The sequence below is a fragment of the Klebsiella sp. MS 92-3 genome, assembly GCF_000195655.1.
GTDB classification, from domain to species: Bacteria; Pseudomonadota; Gammaproteobacteria; order Enterobacterales; family Enterobacteriaceae; genus Klebsiella; species Klebsiella pneumoniae.
Genome location: NZ_GL882866.1, coordinates 23,087 through 23,842 on the forward strand (window position 1 = coordinate 23,087; position 756 = coordinate 23,842).

At 62.0% G+C, this 756-nt stretch carries 1 protein-coding gene; it reads left to right on the forward strand.

The window, feature by feature from the left end:
* Positions 1-261: 261 nt before the first annotated feature.
* Positions 262-756: Clp protease N-terminal domain-containing protein (locus HMPREF9538_RS02175; RefSeq protein WP_323740378.1), on the forward strand; the 495-nt coding region annotated here is incomplete at its 3' end.

Genomic DNA, 756 nt, shown 5'->3' on the forward strand with positions numbered 1-756 from the left:
CCCTTCATTTTCCGCGCCGCGGGCGCGCAGGCGACGTTCGCTCATCCCGGCCGCATCGTTATCTCTGCGGCCGGGGATTATTGCGGGCGATCGCCTGATGCGGGCAGCGTTTCTCTGCCCGCCGTTTTTTGCTGAGCGCCTGAGATACGGGTTCTCAGCAAAGAAAAACACAATCTGTCTGCCTGACCTTGTGCGCTTGGGGTTCCTGTTCAGGAACAGCGACGGGCGGTAGCGTGTCCGGAAACAATAAGAGAGGATCTCATGGAAAATCCAGCCAGCCTGTTACGCCGTCTTAATCCCTGCTGTGCCCGCGCAATGGAGGGGGCGGCCTCCCTGTGCCAGACCCGGGCGCATGCCGAGATCCTGCCCGAGCACTGGCTGCTCAAGCTGCTGGAACAGGGGGAAGGCGATCTGACGGTGCTGGCGCGGCGCTATGAATGGGATATGGATGCGCTGTGGCAGGATCTGCTGAGCTGGCTGGATAAACAGCCGCGCTCGGTACGTCATCGTCCCCAGCTCTCTGACCATACCCTGAGGCTGATGCAGGAGGCCTGGCTGATTGCCTCTCTCAGCGGCGAAGCGCAGATCCGCAGTGTTCACCTGCTGATGGCGCTGGTTGAAAAACAGAATCTGATCCAGTGCGATGGCCTGTGGCCGCTGTTAACGCTGGGCCAGCGTCAGCTGGAACGCCTGCGCTCCTTGCTGGATGCCCAGTCCGACGAACGTCCGCCAGCGCAGCAGGAAGCGGCGCTGGCG